At 69.3% G+C, this 16,879-nt stretch carries 15 protein-coding genes; 9 read left to right on the top strand and 6 right to left on the bottom strand.

Translation table 11 applies throughout. The features are described 5' to 3' along the window. The first annotated feature begins 29 nt into the window (after positions 1-29). Complete coding sequence (locus tag BLU81_RS09900; RefSeq protein WP_092543655.1) at positions 30-3,959, top strand: non-ribosomal peptide synthetase; 3,930 nt, start codon at positions 30-32, stop codon at positions 3,957-3,959. Here the strand turns inward: BLU81_RS09900 and BLU81_RS09895 are convergent. After that, a complete protein-coding gene (locus BLU81_RS09895) occupies positions 3,945-5,117 on the bottom strand; it encodes a glycosyltransferase (protein WP_092543653.1) in 1,173 nt (390 codons plus the stop codon). The genes BLU81_RS09900 and BLU81_RS09895 overlap by 15 nt on opposite strands. A gap of 10 nt (positions 5,118-5,127) precedes the next feature. Further along, positions 5,128-6,162 (bottom strand): methyltransferase, encoded by a 1,035-nt coding sequence (locus tag BLU81_RS09890; protein WP_231954354.1) that lies wholly within the window; start codon positions 6,160-6,162, stop codon positions 5,128-5,130. Positions 6,163-6,323: 161 nt separating this feature from the next. Here BLU81_RS09890 and BLU81_RS09885 point away from each other — a divergent pair, with 161 nt between their 5' ends. Further along, positions 6,324-7,193, top strand: coding sequence for a TauD/TfdA dioxygenase family protein (locus tag BLU81_RS09885; protein WP_092543651.1), 870 nt, complete (start codon positions 6,324-6,326; stop codon positions 7,191-7,193). Between the two features lie 4 nt (positions 7,194-7,197). Then, positions 7,198-8,367: a glycosyltransferase gene (locus tag BLU81_RS09880; RefSeq protein WP_092543649.1), complete on the top strand. Its 1,170-nt coding sequence runs from the start codon at positions 7,198-7,200 to the stop codon at positions 8,365-8,367. A gap of 24 nt (positions 8,368-8,391) precedes the next feature. On the opposite strand, the gene BLU81_RS09875 is transcribed toward BLU81_RS09880, so the two are convergent. The 3 genes from BLU81_RS09875 to BLU81_RS09865 all read right to left on the bottom strand — a co-directional run bounded on the left by BLU81_RS09875 (position 8,392) and on the right by BLU81_RS09865 (position 10,669). After that, complete coding sequence (locus tag BLU81_RS09875; protein ID WP_092543647.1) at positions 8,392-9,579, bottom strand: cytochrome P450; 1,188 nt, start codon at positions 9,577-9,579, stop codon at positions 8,392-8,394. 126 nt (positions 9,580-9,705) lie between these two features. Further along, entirely contained in the window at positions 9,706-9,930 is a 225-nt protein-coding gene (gene infA / locus BLU81_RS50410; protein WP_092543645.1) for a translation initiation factor IF-1, read from the bottom strand. 1 nt (position 9,931) lies between these two features. Further along, on the bottom strand, positions 9,932-10,669 hold the full coding sequence (locus tag BLU81_RS09865; RefSeq protein WP_092543643.1) for a GNAT family N-acetyltransferase: 738 nt from the start codon (positions 10,667-10,669) through the stop codon (positions 9,932-9,934). A 272-nt stretch (positions 10,670-10,941) separates the two neighbouring features. Between BLU81_RS09865 and BLU81_RS09860 the strand changes: the two genes are divergently transcribed. From BLU81_RS09860 to BLU81_RS09850, 3 genes are all read left to right on the top strand, one after another. Further along, on the top strand, positions 10,942-11,121 hold the full coding sequence (locus BLU81_RS09860; protein ID WP_092543641.1) for a hypothetical protein: 180 nt from the start codon (positions 10,942-10,944) through the stop codon (positions 11,119-11,121). 249 nt (positions 11,122-11,370) lie between these two features. Next, a complete protein-coding gene (locus BLU81_RS09855; protein ID WP_092543639.1) occupies positions 11,371-12,531 on the top strand; it encodes a DUF6745 domain-containing protein in 1,161 nt (386 codons plus the stop codon). Between the two features lie 238 nt (positions 12,532-12,769). Then, the gene (locus tag BLU81_RS09850) at positions 12,770-13,339 is read left to right on the top strand and encodes a hypothetical protein (protein WP_092543637.1); all 570 of its coding nucleotides are present in this window, start codon (positions 12,770-12,772) and stop codon (positions 13,337-13,339) included. Between the two features lie 149 nt (positions 13,340-13,488). On the opposite strand, the gene BLU81_RS09845 is transcribed toward BLU81_RS09850, so the two are convergent. Further along, a complete protein-coding gene (locus tag BLU81_RS09845; protein ID WP_092543635.1) occupies positions 13,489-14,382 on the bottom strand; it encodes a phosphotransferase in 894 nt (297 codons plus the stop codon). A gap of 33 nt (positions 14,383-14,415) precedes the next feature. Here BLU81_RS09845 and BLU81_RS09840 point away from each other — a divergent pair, with 33 nt between their 5' ends. From BLU81_RS09840 to BLU81_RS09830, 3 genes are read left to right on the top strand one after another with little or no spacing between them, the layout of a single operon-like run. After that, positions 14,416-14,985: a sugar O-acetyltransferase gene (locus BLU81_RS09840; RefSeq protein ID WP_231954352.1), complete on the top strand. Its 570-nt coding sequence runs from the start codon at positions 14,416-14,418 to the stop codon at positions 14,983-14,985. An 8-nt stretch (positions 14,986-14,993) separates the two neighbouring features. Beyond that, complete coding sequence (locus BLU81_RS09835; RefSeq protein ID WP_092543633.1) at positions 14,994-15,557, top strand: TetR/AcrR family transcriptional regulator; 564 nt, start codon at positions 14,994-14,996, stop codon at positions 15,555-15,557. Beyond that, positions 15,554-16,732: an MFS transporter gene (locus tag BLU81_RS09830; RefSeq protein WP_092543631.1), complete on the top strand. Its 1,179-nt coding sequence runs from the start codon at positions 15,554-15,556 to the stop codon at positions 16,730-16,732. The genes BLU81_RS09835 and BLU81_RS09830 overlap by 4 nt, the downstream gene beginning before the upstream one ends. Positions 16,733-16,879: the final 147 nt, after the last annotated feature.

The following is a 16,879-nucleotide window of genomic DNA, read 5'->3' as shown; positions in this document are numbered from 1 at the left end:
GCCGTGCCGCACTTAGAGGTGGGAGATTCATGTCCCGAGACTGGCGGCCCTTGTCCGCGACGCAGTCCGGCATCTGGTTCGGCCAGCAGCTGGATCCAGAGAATCCCGCATTCAGTGTCGCGGGCTACCTGGAGATCCGCGGCGACATGCGCGACAACCTTTTCACCGACGCCGTTCACCGCGCCTTGACAGCAACCGAGGCAGCCCGTCTGGAGTTCTGCGAAAGAGACGGAAAACCATTCCAGAGAATCGCCGAAGAAACAAGATACTCATTTACTGAGATAGCTTTCGACAGCGATCCGGACGCTGATTCCCGCGCGCACGCGTGGATGCGGGCGCGCCTGGACGAGCCGGTCCGGATGCACGACGAACTGGTGAGCGCGGCCCTGATCACCGTTTCCCCCACCCTGCACCTGTTCTTCCTGCGCATGCACCACGTCGCCCTGGACGGCTACGCGTTCCAGCTCGTCACCGCCCGCGTGGTCGAGACCTACGCCGCCGCCCTCGAACACCGTGACCTGCCGCACGACACCATCGGCTCCCTGGAGAAGTACTGGGCCGAGGAGGACACCTACCGGGCCGGGCAGGCGTACGCCGCCGACCGCGACTACTGGCGGACCCGTTTCGCCGGCGCACCCCCGGCCGTCACCCTGGCCCGTATCCCCGGCCCCGCACGGCCGGCACATCATGTCCTGCGCCGCCGTGTCGAACCCGGACCCGACGACATGGCCCGGCTGCGGGCCGCCATCACCCCGGCCGCGTGGGCCGCCACCACTCTCGCCGTGACCGCCGTCTACCTGCACCGGATGACCGGCACCACCGACCCGGTCCTGGGCGTGCCGGTCATCGGCCGGTGGGGACGAACCGCCAAGGTCACACCCGGGATGATGATGACCACCCTGCCGGTACACCTGCACGTCACCCCCGACACGGTGTTCGCCGACCTCGTCGACCAGGCCGGCCAGCAACTGCGTCAGGTGCTGCGCCACCAGCGGTTCGCCCTGGAGGAGGTCCGCGAGGTGTTCCCCGCCGGGCACCGCGTCTTCGGGCCGTCGGTCAACGTCATGCCGTTCACCTACCGCGCCACCGTGGCCGGCCTGACCGTCGAAGGCCGCGCCCTGCAGTCCGGGCCGATCGACGACCTGTCACTGGAACTGCGCGGCGACCTGACCGACGTCCTGCGCATCGACGTCACCGCCAACCCGGACCGCTACACCGCCGCCGACGTCGACGCCCACCAGCAACGGCTGATCCGCCTGCTCCTGCAACTCGCCCAGGCACCACAGACCCGCGCCGGCCACGCCACACTGCTCAGCCCGGACGAACGCCGGCAAGTCCTCGAAGACTGGAACGACACCCACCGGCCGGTACCCGACGACGTACTGCCCACCCTGCTCGCCGCGCAGGCCGCAGCCACCCCGCACGCCGTCGCCCTGATCACCGAAGACGGCGAGATCACCTACGCCGACCTGGATGCCGACGCTAATCGTCTGGCCCGGCACCTGATCAGCTGCGGCGCCGGCCCCGGCCAACTGGTCGCGGTCGCGTTGCCCCGCTCGGCCGCCCAGGTCACCGCACTGCTCGCCGTCCTCAAGTCCGGCGCCGCGTACCTGCCCCTCGACGACACCTCTCCCCCGGCCCGCGTCTCCTACATGCTCGCCGACGCCGGCCCGGCCCTGCTGATCACCGACCGGCTGCGCTACACCGACCTGCCCGCCACCCCCACGGCACTGATCCTCGACGACCCCGCCACGGCCACCGCCGTCGCCCGGCAGCCTGCCGCACCGGTCACCGACACCCACCGCACCCGGCCGCTGCGACCCGGCGACCCGGTGTACGTGCTCTACACCTCCGGTTCCACCGGCCGGCCGAAAGGTGTGGTGTTGCCGCACCGGGCCCTGATCAACCACCTCGCCTGGATGAGCGGCGTCTTCGGGCTGGACCGTCACGACCGGGTCCTGCTGAAGACCGCGGCCACCTTCGACGTGTCGGTCTGGGAATACTTCTGGCCCCTGCTGCACGGCGCCACGATCGTCGTCGCCCGGCCCGGCGGCCACCGCGACCCCGCCTACCTGGCCGCCCTGATCACCCGCCACCAGGTCAGCACCGTCGGATTCGTACCGTCGATGCTGCGCGAATTCCTCGACGAACCCGCCACCAAGGCCTGCACCACGATCCGCCGCACCCTGTGCATCGGCGAAACCCTGCCCGCCGACCTGGCCGCCCGATACAGCCGCACCCTCGGCCCCGGACTCCACAACCTGTACGGACCGACCGAAGCCGCCGTCGCGGTCACCGGCTTCGACTGCGACACCGGCTACGACCCGGCCGACGGCGTACCGATCGGCGGGCCCGGCTGGAACACCCGCTGCTACCTCCTCGACACCGGCGGCCAGCCCGTCCCACCCGGCACCCCCGGCGACCTGTACCTGGCCGGCACCCAGATCGCCACCGGCTACCTCAACCGCCCCGACCTGACCGCCGCCGCGTTCCCCGCCGACCCGTTCGGCGCACCCGGCGACCGCATGTACCGCACCGGCGACCGAGCCCGCCGACTCCCCGACGGCACCCTGCTGTTCCTCGGCCGCACCGACGACCAGGTCAAGATCCGCGGCAACCGGATCGAACTCGGCGAGATCGAAGCCACCCTGACCGGACACCCCACGATCGGGCAAGCCGTCGTCGTGGCCCGCCCCGACGGCGACGGCCAGCCACACCTGATCGCCTACCTCGTCCCCACCCCCGGCACCACCATCCCGGCACCGGCGGCACTACGCGCCTACCTGCAGACACGACTAGCCGAAGCCACCATCCCCACCACCATCATGACCCTGGACACCCTGCCACTGAACAGCAGCGGCAAAGTCGACCGAGCCGCCCTCCCGGACGCCGACCCCGCCACCGCACCAGCCGGGCGGGTACCCCGCAACCAACTCGAAGTCGTCCTCTGCGGCCTGGTCGAAGAAGTCCTGACCGTGCCCCGCGCCGGCATCGACGACGACTTCTTCGACCTCGGCGGCCACTCACTGCACGCCGCCCGCCTCGCCAGCCGCATCCGCACCGTCCTCGGCACCGACCTCGACCTCCGCACGATCTTCGAACACCCCACCGTCGCCCGCCTCGCCACCCGCCTGCAATCCACCCCCACCGGCCCCGACGGCGCCCTCGACACCCTGCTGCCACTACGCACCGGCGGCACCGGGATCCCCCTGTTCTGCCTGCCCCCGGTCACCGGCCTGAGCTGGTGCTACTCGGTACTACTACGACACATCGACCCCGACCACCCGGTGTACGGCCTACAGGCACGTGGCATCGGCGAACCAGGCGCACCCCTGGGCACCATGGAACAGATGGCCGCCGACCACGCCGACGCCATCACCGCCGCCTTCCCCGACGGCCCGTACCATCTGCTCGGCTGGTCGTTCGGCGGACTCCTGGCCTACGCGACCGCTGCCGAACTGACTCGGCGTGGACACACCGTACCGATGGTGGCACTGCTCGACGCCTACCCGAGTGACCCGCTGCTGCACACCGAGGAACACCGCCGGGTGATGCTCGACGTGGTTCTCACCGACTTCGGCTACGACCCGGCCATGCTCGACGGACAACCCCTCGCCGACGCCCACGTGGCCGGCCTGCTGAAGGCGGCCGGCGGCGCACTGGCCGACTGGAACGTCGAACGCATCGAGGCGCTGATCCGGGTCACCGGCCACCAACTGCGGGCCGCCCGCGCCTACCGGCCCGGCCCGTACGACGGCGATCTGCTCTTCTTCACCGCCACCCAGAGTGTGCCGATCAACCTGCAGACCATCGACTACTGGCGGCCCCACGTCCGGGGCCGGATCATCAACCACGACATCGACGCACGCCACGAACACATGCTGCGCCCCCACGTGGTGGCCGAGATCGGCCCCGTGGTCGCCGGCTACCGCCGTGCCGGAGGCCTATCGGCGGGCTAGGGCGGCCAGGTCGTCCACCAGTACGTCGAGGCCGGGGTCGGCGAGCATCCGCCGCTGCATGGCCCCGGCCCGCCACCGATACCCCGGATCCGCCAGTACGGCCGCGCACGCGTCCGCGATCTCCCCAGCCGTGGCCACATCGGCGCCCAGTCGCAGCCCGAGTCCCAGTTCGGCACACCGGTCGGCGTTGCCCGGCTGGTCGGCCAGCAACGGCAACGCCACCATCGGCACCCCCGCGGCGATCGCCTCACCCACCGCACCGAACCCCGCGTGCGTGACGAACAGATCCGCCGTCGACAACAGCGCCCGCTGCGCGATGAACGGCATCACATGCACCGACGCCGGTACGTCCGGCAACAGTTCGGCCAGTTCCGGCCGCCCACCCAACGACAGCACCGCCGTACAACCCAGCCGGTCCAAGGCCGCGACCAGGGTGGGCAGCATGGCGTCCACACCCGGCAGGCTGAGCATCAGCGAACCGAGACTGACCACCACCAGCGGCCGATCATCGGGAAACACCGCACAACACGCATCCACCCGGGAAACCGGCGGCGACAACCGGTACGAGCGGCCCTGCGGCGTCCGCAGATCCTCCGGATACCACTGCTCCGGCACCAGCCCCGCCCGCAACTGCCCCTGCACCGGCCCCGCCCGGCCCAGCCGCGCCTGCAGCAGGCCGGCGACGACCGGCATGTCGCGGGCCGCCATCGGCGAGATGTCCAACAGGGCATGCGGCACACCGAGCCGCTCCGCCGCCAGATAACCCCCGTACTCGGCCGGTTCCCGCACGATCACATCCGGCTTCCACCAACCGGCCACCTCGACCAGGTCGGCAGCCGCCTGATCAGCCATCCGGCCCGCGTACGCGGCCGCGATCTGCTCCCACACCCCCGGCAACACCGTGCGTGAACCCGGCACGAACACCACCCGCGGCATACCGAACGCATCCCCCAGCGCCGGATCGGCACGCAACGCCTCCTGATCCGGAAGACCAGGCAGAATCACATGCGCGACGCCGTACGTGGACAACAACCCGGACATCGAACCCGCCGTGGCCACCGCCACCTCGTGCCCCGCCGCCATCGCCGCCCGCGCCAGCGGAATCACCGCCGGAACAAGATGCGAGTAGATCGGCTGAGCAGTCAGCAGCAGACGCACGACGCCCCGGTCAGGTAGCCGACGGCACACATTCGACGAGCACCAGCCCGTCCCTGCCGGACAACACCGTCGCCACGTCCAAGCCCGCACCTGCGGCCAGCCGCCGGAAATCGTCGAGACCACGCTCGCGACCACCGACGGTCACCAGCATCTGCAGATCGAACGGCGCCAGATACGGCACATGCGGCTCGGTCGGCAGCACCTCGACGATCAGCACCCGGCCACCCGTCCCGGCCGCCACCGCACAACGCCGCAGAATGATCGTGGCATCCTCGTCGGACCAGTCGGTCAACGCCCGCGACACCACATACACGTCACCACCGGACGGCAACGGCGCGAAGAAGTCACCGGTGACCGCCACCGCCCGATCGGCCAGCCCGGCCTCGGCGAGGCGGCCCGCGACCGCGGCAGCCGCGATCGGCCGGTCGACGAACGTGCCCCGCAGATGCGGATGCGTACTCAGCACCCGGATCAGCAACTCCCCACTGCCACCACCGACGTCGAACACGTGCCGGGCCGCCGACCAGTCGTACAACCCAGCGACCTGCGGCGCCGTCACATGCTGCTGGCTCAGCATCAACGCGTCGAAATACCCCCGCCACCCCGGCTCCGCATCCAGCTCCGCCCAGTAGTCACGCCCGTGAACCGTCTCGTACGCCGGCTTGCCCGTCCGGATCGCATGCGGCAACCCCGCATACGCCAGATCCATCCGGGCACCCAGCCCGTCCAGATCCAGCCAGCCCCGCTGACCACCAGGACCATGATCACGCAGCAACTCACCGACCTCGGTCAAAGCGAACACACCCGACTGAGGCTCGACCACCACACCCCGATGCGCCAGGTACCGCAACAACCGGCCCAACGCATCCGGATCAGCACCCGCCGCAGTCGCCAGCGCCTCCAGACCGGTGACCCCCGACGCGATCAGATCCGGAACCCGCAACGACGCCAGAGCACGCACCGCGAACGGGGTGGCCAGGTCGGTGAGCCGTCCGAGCCGCGCCATCGGCGACTCGTCGGTGACAATCGGGCGATCGGCGCTCATCAGCTCGCACTCCCTGCACATCGAAGATCACACCGATGCTCCCAGTGTCCAGACAGGCCAGTCAAGGTCGACAATGGAACACCATCCGGCCTTGCGGACCACCGATCCGGATCTGCAATACTCCATCGGCAGGACACCAGCAGCCCCTCTGGAGGGCCTTGATGACGGTTTCTGCCAGCACCCTCTTCGACGTTCAGCCGGTCACCGGCGCACTCGGCGCCCGGATCTTCGGCGTGGACCTGGAAAACCTCACCGACGAGGGATTCGCAGAACTACACCGGCTCCTACTGCAACACCTGGTCATCTTCCTGCCCGGCCAGACCGGACTGTCGCCGCAGGCACACATCGGCTTCGCCGCCCGCCTCGGCGACGTCGAACTGCACCCCTACCTGCCCCGGCTGGAAGGTCACCCCGAAATCGTGGTGATCGACTCCGAAGCCGGCGGCAAAGTCGACATCTGGCACACCGACATGACCTTCCACGACCACCCGCCACTCGCGTCCATCCTGCAGATCGTCACCTGCCCACCCAGCGGCGGCGACACCATCTGGACCAACCAATACCTGGCGTACGAACAACTCTCCACCCCAATGCGTGAACTACTCGACGGCCTCACCGCCGTCCACATGATCCGCATCGGCACCGAATTCAGCAGCCGCGCCGAACACCCCGTCGTGCGTGTACACCCCGAAACCGGCCGACGCTCCCTCTACGTCAACCGGCTCTTCACCTCACACATCCCCCAGCTCACCCGCAACGAGAGCGACGCACTACTGGACTTCCTGTTCACCTTCGCCGAACAACCCCAGTTCATGTGCCGCTACGCCTGGAACGAAGGCGACATCGCCGTCTGGGACAACCGGGTGACCATGCACTACGCCGTCAACGACTACGACCGGCCCCGCCGCGGCCAGCGCGTCACCGTCCTGGCCGACACCCCCACCGGCAACCCGCCCCGCTGGCCCCACTACCAGGCCCCACCCGGACAGCGCTACTGGCCCACCCGGGTCAACGCCGTGGAGAACTACTGACCCCATGACACAGTTCCTGTTCGTGGTGCACGGCACCGACGGTGACGTACACCCCGTGGTCCGGATCGGTCACGCACTCCACACGCGAGGCCACCGGGCCGTCATCCTCACCCACGAGTACTACCGCACCACCGTCACCGCCGCCGGCCTCGACTTCGTCCCCATCGACACCGTCGACGAATACGAAGCCCACCTCGCCGACGCCGCCCGCCAGCACCACTCCACCGACATCCGCGACTTCCGCCACCACTACGACCGCACCGGACTCTTCACCCAACTACGCTACGAAGTCGCCGAACTGACCCGCCGCCACGAACCCCACCACACCGTCCTGGTCGGCACCGCCCTCGCCATCCACTCGGTCCTGATCGCCGCCGAAGCCCTGCACGCACCAGCCGTCTGCCTGTTCCACTCCCCCTGGCAGGTCGGCCACCTCCCCAAAGTCGCCTGGCTGTACGAACAGGTCCTCGCCGACCGCATCACCACCGCCCGCGCCGACGCCGGCCTGCCACCGGTCGGCGACTGGACCCGATGGATGTGGTCCGCCGACCGGCACATCGGCCTCTGGCCCACCTGGTTCGACCACGCCACCCACCCCGCACCCGACCACATCCAACTCGCCGGATTCGTCCTCGCCGACGGCACCGCCACCGGCCGGCCCCCACCCGGCCTCACCGACGGCGCACCCCTGCTGGTCACCGGCGGCACCGGCCGCCTCCTGGACCGCGACTACTACGACCACCTGATCGCCGCACTCGCCGACGTCGGCCACCCCGCACTACTCGTGGCCCGCCACCGCGACCTGATCCCCGCCACCCTGCCACCCGGCATCCGCTGGTACCCGCGGCTACCGTTCCCGCAGATCGCACCCCACACCGCCGCCGTGATCCACCACGGCGGCATCGGCACGACCGCCCGCGCCCTGGCCGCCGGCACCCGGCAGGTGGTCCTCGCCGACGGACTGGACCGGCCCGACAACGCCGCACGACTCGCCGCCCTGGGCCACGCCCGATGGCTACCCCGCGAACAGTGGACGACCACCGCCATCGCCACCGCCATCCGCGACGTACTGTCCAGACCGGCACCCGGACCCGCCGACGTCACCGACGGCGCCACGACTGCCGCCGTCCAGATCGAAGCGGCCCTGCCCCAGCCGGTCAACCACCACGGTTGACCGGCCCGCCGGCACGCGCACCGCTCACCAGGTGAGCGGGAACTCCCGGATACCGCAGTTGATCCGCTCCTGCCGCCACGGCAACTCGTCGATCGGCACCCCCGACCCGAGACCCGGGAAACGACGCAACAACGTACCGACCGCGATCTCCAACTCCAGACGACCCAGCGCCGCACCCAGACAGAAATGCGGCCCGTGCCCGAACGTCAGATGCGGATTGTGCGCCCGGGTGATGTCGAAGACACCCGGATCGGCAAAGAACTCACCATGCCGGTTCGCCGCCCACGGCAACGCCATCACCGCATCACCGGCCCGGATCAACTCACCACCCAGCTCCACATCGGCCAAGGCCGTCTGCACCAGGAACATGCTGCTCACCGACGTGAAACGCAGAATCTCCTCGACCGCACCCGGCAACAACGACGGATCATCGCGCAACATCGCCATCTGCAACGGATGCTGGAACAACGCGCGCATCCCCGCACTGATCGAGTTGATCTCACGGCCACCGATGAGCACACCGAGACACAACCCGATGATCTCCTCATCGGTGAGCGTGGCCGTCCGCTGCTCAGCCAGCCACGCCGAGATCAGATCATCCCCCGGCTCGGCCCGCTTGACCTCCAGCCGCCCGGCCAGATACTCCCGCAGCTCCGCCGCCGCCCGCACCGAGTCCGGATTCCCGTACGCGGTGATCGAATTGATCTCGGCGATCCACTCGTCGAACCGCCCCCGATCACTGGCCGGCACACCCAGCACCTCATAGATCACCAAAGCCGGCAACGGCGCCACGAACCCGGAGATCAAATCAGCACCCGGACCAGCCGCCGCCATCGCCTCGACCAACTCGTCCGCGATCTGCTGCACCCGCGGCCGGTACGACTCGATCCGCCGCGCCGTGAAAGCCCGCGACGCCAGCCGCCGCAACGACGTGTGATCCGCCCCGTTCATACTCAGCTCCCGGGTCCGGCCGGTGACCGGACAACCCGCCGACTCCCCCACCGGCTCCTCGGCCGGCACCCCACGCACGAACCGCGCATCGGAGAGCACCACCTGCACCTGCGCGAACCCGAGCACCAACCAAGCCGCCCGCCCGTCCGGCAACACCACCCGGCTGACCGGCTGCCGCTCCACCATGTCCAGCAGCTCGTCGGGAAGCTCGCCCTGAAAAACCTCGAAGGGATAAGACCGGGGTTGCTGATCGATGACCATCGGCTCCCGCCAAAGACAACGCGAGCCGGGTGATCACCCGGCTCCGGAATGTCCACAGTATAGAAACCAGCACGGCCGCCTGACCAGCGGAACTGGGAGCGAACGCCCCCAGTTCCGCCCACCCCACTAGTTGCGGTACCGGAACACGATCCGCCCACGCGTCAGGTCATACGGACTCAACTCCACCAACACCCGATCAAACGGCAGGATCTTGATGTAGTTCTTCCGGATCTTCCCACTGATGTGCGCAAGAGTCTGATGCCCGTTCGGGAACTCCACCCGGAACGTCGCATTCCGCAGACACTCCATCACCACACCCTCAAGCTCGATACCGTGCGACGACTTCACCACGTCAGCCCACCACCAATTCCAGATTGCTACCGGACCGCCGCCCACCGGCGCCCTCCAACAGCGCCGTCGCCGCCACATTCGACTCGACGACCTCCGCCGCCACCGACTCCTTACCCACTACATGCAACGCACCCAACGTATGCGCCAACAACGCCCGCGCCACCCCACGACGCCGATGACTCGACCGCACCGCCACCAGCCCGATCCTCGGCCTCCGCGTCACCATCGCCACCCGCAACAAACCCACATACCCGTCACCGGCCGCCGCCACCGCGAACTTCGACACATCCCACACCGGCCGCACCAGCACCTCAGCCGGCATGTCCGGCCACGACACCTCACCCCGGACGACCCCGTCCAACTCCCGCAACGGCCCCTCCACCGCAGTACCGAAACCCTTGACGGACACCCCCGGCGGCACCACCACCGAACCCAACCCGGTCACCTGAGGATCAGTGGGAACCACGAACTCCCACTCCCGCCGCCGCGCCCGAAACCCCGCCTGCCGCCACCACCCCGCCAGATCAGCGTCATCCTCGGCCACCACCGTATGCAACGGCCGCGGCAACACCGCCAGCATCACCTCAGCCAGCCGACCGAAAGCCGCACCGTGCCAAGCGTCGATACTCACGAACATCCGCCCATCAGCCCGCGACAAGACCTCACCCCGGCCGACCACCAGGTCGTCCTCCAAGGCATGCCACAAACCAGCACCGATCCGCGAAACAGGAACCACCATGCTTGCCCCTCCACAGACAGAGAAGGCGCTCCCGGCACTTACCTCAGTGGCCGGCGCGTGACGACAGGGGGAGCACCCGGTCGATAACGTTCACGGGTCTCACCTCCCCACAGCAGTGTCACGGCGACAGAAAGCTACCAGACCAACGCCCTCCGCGAAAACCCGAGCTGAGGCCCCCGTCATGAACGCTGACCATCCAGGGCCGCCCGACCGGCAGGATCATTTCTGCCTCCGGTCCTTTCCGAATAGTTCGCATGGAAGATGTGCCACCAATGCTTGCCAGTAAGGCCTCGATAAAGGCCGCCGTCGTCGGAGAGCAGCACACGGTGGTGCGGCCAGTCCGGTGCGACGACGCCGAGGATCCAGTCGGCTGGCCGGCCTTCCTCGACGCGACCGGGACTGCGGCCGAGGACACCGCCGGTGCCCGACCCGTTCCGGCCGGGCGGCCTTGACCCGGCGGGTGGGGAACGTGCGCGTCCTGGTTTGGAGCGAACGCGGCCGCCGCTTCGGCAAGCAGGTCTACCCCTCGTCGAGGATCCGGTGAAAGCCGCGATCATGCAGACCGGATTGCCCGGGCCGGAGGCGGCCAAATACCTGAAATCGCGGACCTGACATGTCCGTCTCCCCGCGGGGTGCCCGACCGGAACCTCAGCGAAAGGCCGAGTCGAAACCCGTGTGCGATCGATGGATATCGTGCGGACATGGACAGTGAGAAACCGCTCCGCCGGCTGACGGTGGGGCAGGAGACGAAGCTTCTGTTCGCCGCCAACCGCTGGCGCCGCCCGCTCGAGCCGCACCACCCCGTCGATCCGGCCGCGGCCGAAGCGGCGCTGACCAGGATGTACGAGTTCCTCAACGTGCCGATGCCCCCGGTGGTGTGGGTGGATTCCCCGGGTGCCGCCACCGAACTGCTGCGCGACGCCGGTGAAATGCTTCCCGCAGCAGAGGGTTACCGGTCCGGCCTGTACGGCATCGACGGCCTGGACCCGATGCCCGGCCAATCATGGTTGATCGAAGGCATCGGCTGGACCCTTGGCGACGAGGTGGACGAGTCCGCACTGGCCCTGGTCGCGAAACTGATGGGTACAGAACTGCAATCGTGGTACGCACCCCCGGTGGAGGGGAACCACGGCTACGGAACCCTGTCACCCTCGGCAAGCGCGATCCGGGCGACGGTGTTCGCGGACCGGTCGGTCAGAGCCGGGCACGACGCCTGGCTGACGGCGTACTGGGTCGGGTTCTACGACGCGATCGGCCAGGCCGGGCTGATCGAGTACTGGCCGGCCGCACAGGAACGGCTCGACGCGCTGATGGCGCTGGCCGACTCCGGCGCCGGCTGGTGGTGGCCGTTCCGGGACCGGTGTGTGATCTCCCTCCGGCCGGTCGAGATGGCGACCGAGCACGTCGCGAGCGCCCACAGCCCGGCCGTCCGCCCGCACCGCGCCGACGGCCCGGCCATGACCTTCCTCGACGGCTGGACCAGGTACGCATGGCGAGGCGTGCCGGTTCCAGAGAGCCTGATCGAAGAGGGCTGGACGGCCGAACGGCTGCTGCACGAGACCTGGGACCCGGAACTACGGCGCTGCGCCATCGAACGCCTCGGCTGGCACCGTTTCCTCGACGCGACCGGGCTGCAGCCGACGACCCCGCCGATACCCGACCCGAGTCGGCCGGGCCGGACCCTGGCGCTCTACGACGTGCCGGAGGACCTGGCCCGGCGTGGCGGTGTACGTGTCCTGGTCTTGGGCGAGGGCGGCCGCCGGTTCAGCATGGAGGTCACCGGCTTTCACCACGGCCCGCTGGAAGTCGGGTCCTATCTGGCGGGACGGTATCGGGGCGCCGACCACGACCCGGCCTCGTAACCAGTCACGCCACCGTCCGGCCGAGATAGGCATCCGGAACCAGGGGCAGGTCCAGCTCGGCGCACCGCCGGCCGGAAAGCAGGTGCCTCCCGGCGCACGAACGCCTCGTCCGCACCAGTCAACGTGAAGTACCGGATCAGCCGAAACGAACCCTGAGACACACCCGCCACCATCTCAGGGAAGACTCAGGACACCGCCCGGAGGCGGCACCGGCCACCACACCACCAGGATCGTCGATATGACAAGGATCGCGCTCCTGGCCGCGCCCCTGGCGATGACCGCCTACGGTGTCACCCGCATCATCGGCCGCCTCGACGGACACTACGGACCCGGCTTCGACTGGCAGCTCGCCCACCTCTTCGGACTCGCCGGCATGCTGCTGTTCATCCCGATCATCCTGGCGTTACGGCCACTGATGAGAACCGGCCGCACTCTGCTCACCGGCATCACCCTGCTCGGCTTGGCCACCACGATCGTCCAGTTCAGCGCCGACATGATCCTCGGTCTGGCCGCCGCCGACCGCGACGAACTGAAAACCCTCCAACACGGATTCTCCGACATCCCCGGCGTACGTCTCGCCTTCTACGACGTCGGCCCGATCCTGTTCTTCCTCGGCATCGTCGCGATCGCCGCCCTGACCGCCGCAGCCGGCAACCTGCCCTGGTGGAGCCCCGCGATCATGCTCGTCGCCGTCCTGCTCCCGCTGGTGGACCTGAACCTGATGCCCCTGACCGGCCTGCTGATGCTCGCAGCCCTGCACCCCCTGCGCGGCGGCGACCGCTCACTGATCCCCGCCGGCAGCCGTTGACACCAGACCGCAACCACCGAACTGTGCCTCGCCGCTGTTGGTGAAGATCAGCGGCGAGGCGCCCGTACCGGCAATCGGTCTTTGATCTTTTTGTGTTGTCGGCGAAGCCGTCCTTCATGGGTGGCAGGGCGCTCTGCGCCTAAGGCATCCTAGGACTCTAGAATGAAAGCAACCCGCGCCCGGCACTCCGCCACGAACTCCGGAAACGTCGCCCAGTAATAGGCGATCCCACTGACGGCCACCGCGACTGCCCAGGCCCGCGCCCGCATCCAGGTCACTTCATCAAGACCGAGCCCGCTGCGGTACGCCTCCCGCGCCGCCCCCGGCAGATCCCACACCGTCGCGTGCTCGGCATCGGGCAGCCCCACCGACAACGCCCCGAAATCGATCACCGCACCGAGCCGCCTGCCCGTGACCAGGAGATTCGTCGGCTTCAGGTCCCCGTGCAGCCACACGTGCCGGGCCCCGGACTCCGGCAGCGCCAGCCCGGCCCGCCACACCCGCGCCAGGGCGTCCACCTGCGAGCCACCGATCAGCGGACGGCACTCGGCCAGCGCCCGGCCGACCCACTCGTCACACGGCGCCAGATGCCCGCCCCGATACCAGCTCAGATCCCCGCCACGCTCCGCACCGTCGAGCGGTACCGTGTGCAGTTCCCGCACGAACCCGGCCAGATCCGCACCGAACACCGCCCAGTCGCCGACCGTCGACGGCCCCGCCTCGGCACCGTCGATCCATCCGAACACCGCCCAGTCAGCCGGGTAGGAGGCGGTGGGCGTCCCCACGTACGACACCGCCGGAATCCGCGACGACAGACGCGCCGCGAGGCGCGGCAGCCACCGCACCTCCTTGCGCAGCGCGCCCGACCGGTCCGTGGTCCGCGGCAACCGCACCAGTAATCCGTCACCGAGCCGGAACATGACGTTCTCGGTGCCCGCCCCGGCCTGCCGCAACGGCAGCCCGGCCCACTGCGGGCACTGCTCCCCCAGCAGTTCCCGCACCAGCGGCTCACCGATCGCGATCTCCCCGTCGTGCACCGTCACCCGAACCCCTCCACGTTATGTACGCTCGTACACATGAGCTCCGACACCCGCACCATGCGCGAACGCATGCAAGCCGGCGACCTCTACATCGCCGACGACCCCGAACTCGGCGAAGCCCTGCTGCACGCCCAGGACCTCACCGACGCCTACAACACCAGCAGCGCCCGCAACCCCACCGAACGCCGCCGCATCCTGCAGGAACTCCTCGGCCACCTCGGCGACGACGTCGACATCCGGCCCCCGTTCCGCGTCGACTACGGCCGCTACATCAGCATCGGCGCCCGCACCTTCGCCAACTACGGCCTCATCGCCCTCGACGTCGCCCCCATCACCATCGGCGAAGACTGCCAGATCGGCACCAACGTCCAGCTCCTCACCCCGACCCACCCCGTCGAACCCGGCCCCCGCCGCGACAAATGGGAAGCCGCGAAACCCATCACCGTCGGGAACAACGTCTGGCTCGGCAGCGGCGCCATCGTCCTGCCCGGCGTCACCATCGGCGACGACACCGTCGTCGGAGCAGGCGCCGTCGTCACCAAGGACCTGCCGGCCGGCGTGGTGGCAGTCGGCAACCCGGCCCGCATCATCCGCACCGTCGAATAAACAGCGGCATGAAACGCCCCCGACGCCACGACCCGCACCGCCGCGACCGTCTCATCGACGCCACCCTCACCGTCATCGCCCAGCACGGCGTCGCCGGCACCACCCACCGCGAGATCGCCCGCGAAGCCGACGTCCCCCTCGGCTCGATGACCTACCACTTCACCAACCTCGACGAGATCCTCACCGAAGCCTTCACCCGCCACGCGAACAGCATCGCCGAGGTCTTCGACGCCCGCCTCGCCGCCGCCCACACCCGTGCCGAAGCCGTCGAAGCCGTCATCACCCTGGTCACCGACGACCTGCTCAGCCCCGCCACCGACCTGGTACTCACCGTCGAGCTCTACGTCGCCGCCGCCCGCAACCCCGCCCTGCGCGCCGTCACCCAAGCCTGGATGCAACGCAGCCGCGACGCCCTGCAACAACACTTCGACCCCACCACCGCCCGCGAGGTCGACGCCCTCATCGAAGGCCTCACCCTGCACAGCGCCCTCTCCACCGCCCCGATGACACCGGCCCAGATCCGGCACGCCATCGAGCGTCACCTGCGCCCAGACCCGGAGTCAGCACCGTGACCACCCCCACCCAGCAGGCCCGCCACGCCCGAGCCGCGGTAGCCGCCCTCTTCCTCACCAACGGCGCCGTCTTCTTCAACGTCGTCCCCCGCTTCCCCCAGATCCGCGACGACCTGCACCTCAGCAACGTCGCCCTCGGCACCGCCATCGCCGCCATGCCCGTCGGCGCCCTGCTGGCCGGCCTGTTCGCCGCCCCCTTGATCCGCCGCTACCAGTCGGCCCGCCTGGCCGCCTTCGGCGTGGCCCTGACCACCGTCACCGCCCTGGCGATCGCCTTCGTCCCCAACGGTTTCGGTCTGGCCGCCGCCCTGTTCCTGTTCGGCACCGTCGACGCCGTCATCGACGTGGCCCAGAACACCCACGGCCTGCGCGTCCAACGCCTCTACGGCCGCTCCATCGTCAACTCCCTGCACGGCGTCTGGAGCATCGGCGCGGTCCTCGGCGGCCTGATGGGCTCCACCGCCGCCGGCTTGAACCTCCCCCTGACCCTGCACCTGACCATCTCCGCCGTCATCTTCAGCGCCGTGGCCCTGACCGCTTACCGGTTCCTGCTCCCCGGCCCCGACGAGTCCCCCACGTCCCCCACCACGAAGACAGATCAAAAGCCGATCAAGTCCGCGGCCGTACGTCTACTAGCGGCCCTGGGCATCCTCGCCGCGTGCGGCGCCCTGGTCGAAGACGCCGGCGCCTCGTGGGGAGCCATCTTCCTCACCGACGAACTCCACACCGACGCCGCCACCGCAGGCCTCGCAGTCGTAGCCATGCAGGCGGCCATGACCATCGGCCGCCTGACCGGAGACCGAGCCGTGGACCACTTCGGCCAGCGAACCGTGGTCCGAACCGGAGCCACCCTCACCGCCCTCGGCATGGCCGCCGCCCTCGCCTACCCCACGGTCGCGACAGCCCTGGCCGGCTTCGCCCTGGCCGGACTGGGCGTCGCGACTCTGGTACCGGCCGCCATGCACACCGCCGACGAAATCCCCGGCCTGTCCCCCGGCACCGGCCTGACGGTCGTCAGCTGGCTGTTGAGAGCCGGCTTCCTGATCTCCCCACCGTTGGTCGGCTTTCTGGCCGACCAGTCCAGCCTCCGCATCGGCCTGCTGACCGTCGTAGCAGCCGGCCTGATCACCGTCGTCCTGGCCCGGGTCCTGGTGAACCGTCCCTCTTCGACATAACCCGTAGCCGGTCGACCTCCCCACCATCTGCTGGCCTGGACCGCCGGAGGCGAGACCACACTTCTGGAGGCGGTGTGGGACTGTCTCCTGCCCGGAGCGGACGTCACCGACCTGGCGGCCCGGATGCGTCACCTGTCGCTACCCGTC

The organism is Actinoplanes derwentensis (assembly GCF_900104725.1).
Taxonomy (GTDB): domain Bacteria; phylum Actinomycetota; class Actinomycetes; order Mycobacteriales; family Micromonosporaceae; genus Actinoplanes; species Actinoplanes derwentensis.
This window is presented reverse-complemented; position numbering and strand designations above follow the sequence as displayed.

Excerpts from the sequence above, each read along its gene's own strand:
- BLU81_RS09900 (WP_092543655.1), top strand. The coding sequence starts at position 30 with ATGTCCCGAGACTGGCGGCCCTTGTCCGCGACGCAGTCCGGCATCTGG.
- BLU81_RS09890 (WP_231954354.1), bottom strand. The coding sequence starts at position 6,162 with ATGAGCGCCGATCGCCCGATTGTCACCGACGAGTCGCCGATGGCGCGG.
- BLU81_RS09885 (WP_092543651.1), top strand. The coding sequence starts at position 6,324 with ATGACGGTTTCTGCCAGCACCCTCTTCGACGTTCAGCCGGTCACCGGC.
- BLU81_RS09880 (WP_092543649.1), top strand. The coding sequence starts at position 7,198 with ATGACACAGTTCCTGTTCGTGGTGCACGGCACCGACGGTGACGTACAC.
- BLU81_RS09875 (WP_092543647.1), bottom strand. The coding sequence starts at position 9,579 with ATGGTCATCGATCAGCAACCCCGGTCTTATCCCTTCGAGGTTTTTCAG.
- BLU81_RS09865 (WP_092543643.1), bottom strand. The coding sequence starts at position 10,669 with ATGGTGGTTCCTGTTTCGCGGATCGGTGCTGGTTTGTGGCATGCCTTG.
- BLU81_RS09860 (WP_092543641.1), top strand. The coding sequence starts at position 10,942 with ATGCTTGCCAGTAAGGCCTCGATAAAGGCCGCCGTCGTCGGAGAGCAG.
- BLU81_RS09855 (WP_092543639.1), top strand. The coding sequence starts at position 11,371 with ATGGACAGTGAGAAACCGCTCCGCCGGCTGACGGTGGGGCAGGAGACG.
- BLU81_RS09850 (WP_092543637.1), top strand. The coding sequence starts at position 12,770 with ATGACAAGGATCGCGCTCCTGGCCGCGCCCCTGGCGATGACCGCCTAC.
- BLU81_RS09840 (WP_231954352.1), top strand. The coding sequence starts at position 14,416 with ATGAGCTCCGACACCCGCACCATGCGCGAACGCATGCAAGCCGGCGAC.
- BLU81_RS09835 (WP_092543633.1), top strand. The coding sequence starts at position 14,994 with ATGAAACGCCCCCGACGCCACGACCCGCACCGCCGCGACCGTCTCATC.